This is a genomic window from Mycobacterium sp. TH-M82, assembly GCF_057473605.1.
This window is the reverse complement of sequence record NZ_JBYCKY010000351.1, coordinates 1-4,992: the sequence shown is the minus strand read 5'-3', so window position 1 is coordinate 4,992 and position 4,992 is coordinate 1. Positions and strand designations below refer to the sequence as shown.

5 protein-coding genes and 1 pseudogene are annotated in these 4,992 nt (G+C 67.1%); 1 reads left to right on the top strand and 5 read right to left on the bottom strand.

Annotated elements, in window-relative coordinates; genetic code table 11:
- The 5 genes and pseudogenes from AC2VON_RS10895 to AC2VON_RS10875 form a co-directional block, all read right to left on the bottom strand.
- The coding region (locus tag AC2VON_RS10895) for an SDR family NAD(P)-dependent oxidoreductase (RefSeq protein WP_486952964.1) at nt 1-318 on the bottom strand (318 nt) is incomplete at its 3' end.
- Between the two features lie 172 nt (nt 319-490).
- Nucleotides 491-574, bottom strand: a complete 84-nt coding sequence (locus AC2VON_RS10890; RefSeq protein WP_486952966.1) for a hypothetical protein — start codon at nt 572-574, stop codon at nt 491-493.
- A gap of 55 nt (nt 575-629) precedes the next feature.
- Nucleotides 630-1,634, bottom strand: a pseudogene (locus AC2VON_RS10885) (FAD-dependent monooxygenase); the annotation flags it as partial.
- Nucleotides 1,635-1,711: 77 nt separating this feature from the next.
- Nucleotides 1,712-2,353, bottom strand: coding sequence for a TetR/AcrR family transcriptional regulator (locus tag AC2VON_RS10880; RefSeq protein WP_486952963.1), 642 nt, complete (start codon nt 2,351-2,353; stop codon nt 1,712-1,714).
- Nucleotides 2,354-2,418: 65 nt separating this feature from the next.
- Nucleotides 2,419-3,957 (bottom strand): glycerol-3-phosphate dehydrogenase/oxidase, encoded by a 1,539-nt coding sequence (locus tag AC2VON_RS10875; protein ID WP_486952962.1) that lies wholly within the window; start codon nt 3,955-3,957, stop codon nt 2,419-2,421.
- Nucleotides 3,958-4,007: 50 nt separating this feature from the next.
- Here AC2VON_RS10875 and AC2VON_RS10870 point away from each other — a divergent pair.
- Nucleotides 4,008-4,992: FAD-binding oxidoreductase (locus AC2VON_RS10870; RefSeq protein WP_486952965.1), on the top strand; the 985-nt coding region annotated here is incomplete at its 3' end.

Sequence of the window (4,992 nt, the reverse complement as noted above, 5' to 3'; positions counted from 1 at the left end):
AGTGGTTTCCATGATCGGCTTGCGCAGCACCTTGCCGACGGTGTTGATCGCGATGTCGACTCCGCCGAACGCGTCTGCCGCCGCGCCGAACAGCGCGCTCACGTTGGCCGGTTTGGTCAGATCGCCGGCCACCTTGATCGCCTTGGCGCCGGCCGATTGCACTGCGGCGACGGTCTTGTCGGCGTCGGGTTCGCTGCTCGCGCTGTTGTAGTGCACCGCGACGTTGACACCGTTTTCGGCCAGCGTGGTGCTGATCAGTCCGCCCAGGTTCTTGGCTCCGGCCGCCACCACCGCGGATTTGCCCGCAAGATTTCTCATCGCCTACCTTCCATTCCGGACAAGAAACCTGATCACCATCGTCAACTACCACCCTCCGCGAGCGTGCGCAAAACCGTGAATTCAAAGCGGTGTGTGCGGACCGGGAACACGAAAGCTTGCCGAGGTGCTCAACGCAGACCATTCGACTTGCTCACTGCATCCGGCCGAGGATCTAAGACAGCACCTGACTGAGACGCTTTTCCGGTGATCGCGGGACAGCACGGGCGCGCCAGGCGACGACGTCGTCGGGACGCACCAGCAGCGCCGCATCAGGCGATAGGCCGGTCAGTTCCGCCCACCGACCGTCGCTCCGCCCCGTGCAGGACGGCGGCGAGCTTCCAGGCCAGGTTGTGCGCACTCTGGATGGCAGTGTTGGCTCCTCCGCCCTTGAACGGGGGCATGGTGTGGGCCGAGTCGCCGACGAGAAAGACTCGGCCACTCTGAAATTGGTCGGCCACCCGCTCGTACGGCTGCCACGGCGCGACATCGATGACTTCCAGGTCGATCGGCTCACCAACAGCCTTCAGGATCAACTCGCGGCAACGCTGCCCGGTGAACTGAGCAGCGGTCTCCCCGCGGGCCGGGAAGTACGTGGTGATGAACATGGCGAGGTCTTCGCGCACGGGCAGGAATATGCCGTCCACATCTGCGCTCCTGACCTGCACGGCGTCACCGTCGCTGAGCTGGGGCACGAAATTTCGCCACGGCGCCCGGAAGTAGATGAAGACGACAAAGATCGGAAGTGCCCCGTAGCCGGAGGTGGTGACGCCAAGCGCATCACGAATCGAGCTGTGCACGCCGTCGGCGGCGATGAGATAGTCGGCCCGCACTGTTTCCGATGCTCCCGAATCCCGCTCGCGCACTACGGTTGTCACACCAGTCTCGTCCTGCCCAAACGAACACAACTCCGTCTTGTAGCGCACCTGACTGCCGTACCGACGGATGCGGGCGAGCAGGATCGGTTCGAATGCGCTCTGCGGGCAGTATTGCCCGGCAAGCTCGGGACTCAGTCCTTTGAAGGGCGCGAAGATCGCGTCGACGTCCAACGCCTGCTGCCCTTCGGCGCTGTTCAGCGTCGGCTTCACGATCATGTCGCTAACGCCTTCGGCGATAGCGTGGATCTCGCTGGCCAAGTCCAGTCCGCGCAGGATCTCCAGACTGCGGAAGCTCAGATTGCGGGCTTTCGGGTAGATGAACACTTCACGACGCTTTTCGACCAGCAACGACTTAACGCCGTGCTTGGCGAGCAGGGCGGAGGTGGCCAGGCCGCCCGCACCGGCACCCACGATCAGCACCGGGACATGCTTGACGCTCATCGCCATCCTCTTTTTATACGGAACCAGCTAGTTCCGTATCCGACCAATGTGGCACATTCGGGTCGAACTCGCAACTGCTACGGCGGCGGCGCGGTGGCAATCGGCAGGATCACGTCTTCAAGCACGCGCCGGACGAAGACTCGGTCGATCGGCCGTCCCGTCATCACCCGCAGAACATTGAGGCCCATCAAGGCGTCGGGTAGCAGGGTCAAGTCCCGACCGGCGGCGACTTCTCCGCGGGCGACGGCGCGGTCCAGCATCACCCGGATCACGTGGCGCGGCGTAGCTAGCACCAGATCGTCCAACGCGGCGGCCAACACCGGATTGTGCATCGCCGCGGTCGCCACCCCGACAATCACCGCGATCGTGTTCAGGTCGGCTTCGTCGTGGTCAGGCACCTGAGCGACCAGGGTATCGATGTCGCCACGCAGGCTGCCGGTGTTCGGCGGTTCCACCGGCCCGAGTCGCCGTCGCCAGTGCGCGATCGCATCGGCCACCACCGCCACCTTGGACGACCAGCGACGATATATCGCGGCCTTACCGACGCGAGCGCGCGCTGCGATGTCGTCCATCGTCATACGGTCGTAGCCGTGTTCGGCCAACCCCTCCAGCGTCGCATCGAGGATGACAGTGTCCAGGGACCGATCGAGGCGTCCCGGGCTTCGTGCCGAGCGCGGAGTGCGCGCCACCCGGCCGCTTCCAGGGCTCTCAACTGTCATGGTCAGTGATCCGTTCTGATCGATACGACTCGGTTCCGCCCCAAGGTACTAAACCGTCGTCACATCTACGTCAAAAACTCCCCTGCCACGTCGACCACCCGCTCACGATCGGCGGCCACCAGGCCGATACGGGTTCGCCTGTCCACGATGTCGTCGACGGTCAGCGCGCCCTCGTGGCTGACCGCGTACTCAAACTCGGCCCGGATGACGTCGATACCCTCGGCCACCGGGTCGGCGGGCCGCTCGCAGGTGGCGGTCGCGATGACGTTGGCCGCCTCGGCCCCGTAGCGCGCGACCAGCGAGTCCGGCAGCCCGGCCATCCGGGGCACCGCCGATCCCGGGTTGGCCGGCGCACCGACCAGAGGCAGGTCTCGGGTTCGGCACGGCGCGGCGTTCAGCCCACACAGCTTGACGGCGCGATCCAGCACGTCGGCCGCCATGTACCGGTACTCGGTCAGTTTGCCGCCGATCACGCTGATCACCCCGGATGGCGACTCGATGACGGCGTGGTTGCGGGAGACATCGGCGGTGCGCCCGGCGCCGGTGTCGACCAGCGGCCGCAGTCCGGCGTATGCACCGATGACGTCGTCTTTGCCCAGTGTGGTTCCCAGCGCCGGGTTCACGGTGTCCAACAGAAACGCGATCTCTTCGGCAGTCGGCTGCGGCACATCGGGGATCGGGTCAGGGGCGTCTTCGTCGGTGAGCCCCAGATAGACCCGGCCCAGCTGTTCGGGCATGGCGAACACGAAGCGATTGCGTTCACCGGGTATCGGCACCGTCAGCGCCGCGGAGGGATGTCCGAAGGCGGCTGCGTCGAACACCAGATGCGTTCCCCGGCTGGGCCGCAACCGCAGCGATGGTTCGATCTCGGCGGCCCACACCCCCGTCGCGTTGATGACGGCACGCGCGGACACGTCGATCGAGTCGCCGCCGCGCTGATCGGTCAACCGGACCGAAGTCCCGGTGGCCTGCGACGCCACCACGTAGGTGAGGATCTTCGCACCGTACTGGGCGGCGGTGCGCGCCACCGCGGTGACCAGCCGGGCGTCGTCGACCAGCTGCCCGTCATAGGCCAGCAGGCCGCCGTCGAGGCCGTCGCGGCGCACGGCGGGTACCAAATCGATCGCGCCCCCCGGGGCAATCCGGCGCGACCCGGGCAGAATCGTCGCCGGTGTGCCCGCCAGCCGGCGCAGCAGATCGCCGGCGAGGAACCCGGCACGCACCAGAGTCCGGTCGGCGCGGCGCATCGATCCCAGCAGCGGAACAAGCTGCGGCATCGCGTGCACCAGATGAGGGGCGTTGCGGGTCATCAGGATTCCACGCTCGATCGCACTGCGCCGGGCGATGCCGACGTTTCCGGTGGCCAGATAGCGCAGTCCGCCGTGTACCAACTTGGAGCTCCACCGGCTAGTGCCAAACGCCAGATCGTGTTTGTCCACCAGCACCACGGACAGGCCACGAGCTGCCGCGTCCAGTGCGATCCCGGCGCCGGTGATGCCGCCCCCGATCACCACCAGGTCAAGCGGTTCACCGTCGGCCAGCCTGGTCAGCTCGGCGTGCCGACGGGCCGCGTTGAGGGCGGCAGAGCTGGGCGTATCGGGCATCAGGACCGATACTGTAACGCGTGACTAATTCTGATGCCCTGCTGCCGCCGATGAAATGGAACGCCTGGGGCGCCCCGGACGCAGCCAAGCCGCTCTCCGACGGCATCCGGGCCCTGCTGAAACAGGCGCTCGGCGTTGGTGATTCGGCTGCGGCAGAGCCAGGGCCCGACCAGGTGCAGTTGCGCCCCAGCACGCTATCCGACGCCGACCGGGAGGCGCTGGCCGGCATCGTCGGGGCGGACTACTGCCGGGCCGGCCACCGCGACCGGCTGCTGCACGCCGGCGGAAAATCCACCCTGGACCTGTTACGACGCAAGGAAGCCGGCGTTCAGGACGCACCCGACGCGGTGCTCCTGCCCGGTGGCGAGGACGACATCGCCGCAATTCTGGACTATTGCTGCAAGCATCGCATCGCCGTCGTCGCGTTCGGCGGCGGCACCAGCGTGGTCGGTGGGCTCGAACCGATTCGCGGCGAGTTCGCCGCCGTCGTGTCGCTGGACCTGCGGCGCCTCGATCAGCTGCTCGGCCTCGACGAGGTGTCCGGCGAGGCCGCGTTCGGCGCCGGGGTCACCGGTCCGAACGCCGAGGGGCTGCTCGGCAACCACGGCTTCTCGCTCGGACATTTCCCGCAGAGCTTCGAGTTCGCCACCATCGGCGGTTTCGCCGCCACCCGGTCGTCCGGACAGGACTCGGCCGGCTACGGCAGGTTCGACGACATGATCCGGGGGCTACGCGTCGTGACCCCCGCCGGTGTGCTGGACCTGGGGCGTGCTCCGGAATCGGCGGCCGGACCGGACCTGCGCGAGCTGATCATCGGCTCGGAAGGCATTTTCGGCGTCATCACCCGGGTGCGGGTGCGGGTGCACCGGGCACCGGAAATCACCCGGTATGAGGCATGGTCCTTCCCGGACTTTGCCAGCGGTGCCGCAGCGCTGCGCGCGGTCGCCCAGACCGGCACCGGCCCGACCGTCGTCCGGCTCTCCGACGAAGCCGAAACCGGAGTCAACCTGGCCACCACCGAGGCGATCGGCGAGC

Excerpts from the sequence above, each read along its gene's own strand:
- AC2VON_RS10875 (WP_486952962.1), bottom strand. The coding sequence starts at position 3,957 with ATGCCCGATACGCCCAGCTCTGCCGCCCTCAACGCGGCCCGTCGGCAC.
- AC2VON_RS10880 (WP_486952963.1), bottom strand. The coding sequence starts at position 2,353 with ATGACAGTTGAGAGCCCTGGAAGCGGCCGGGTGGCGCGCACTCCGCGC.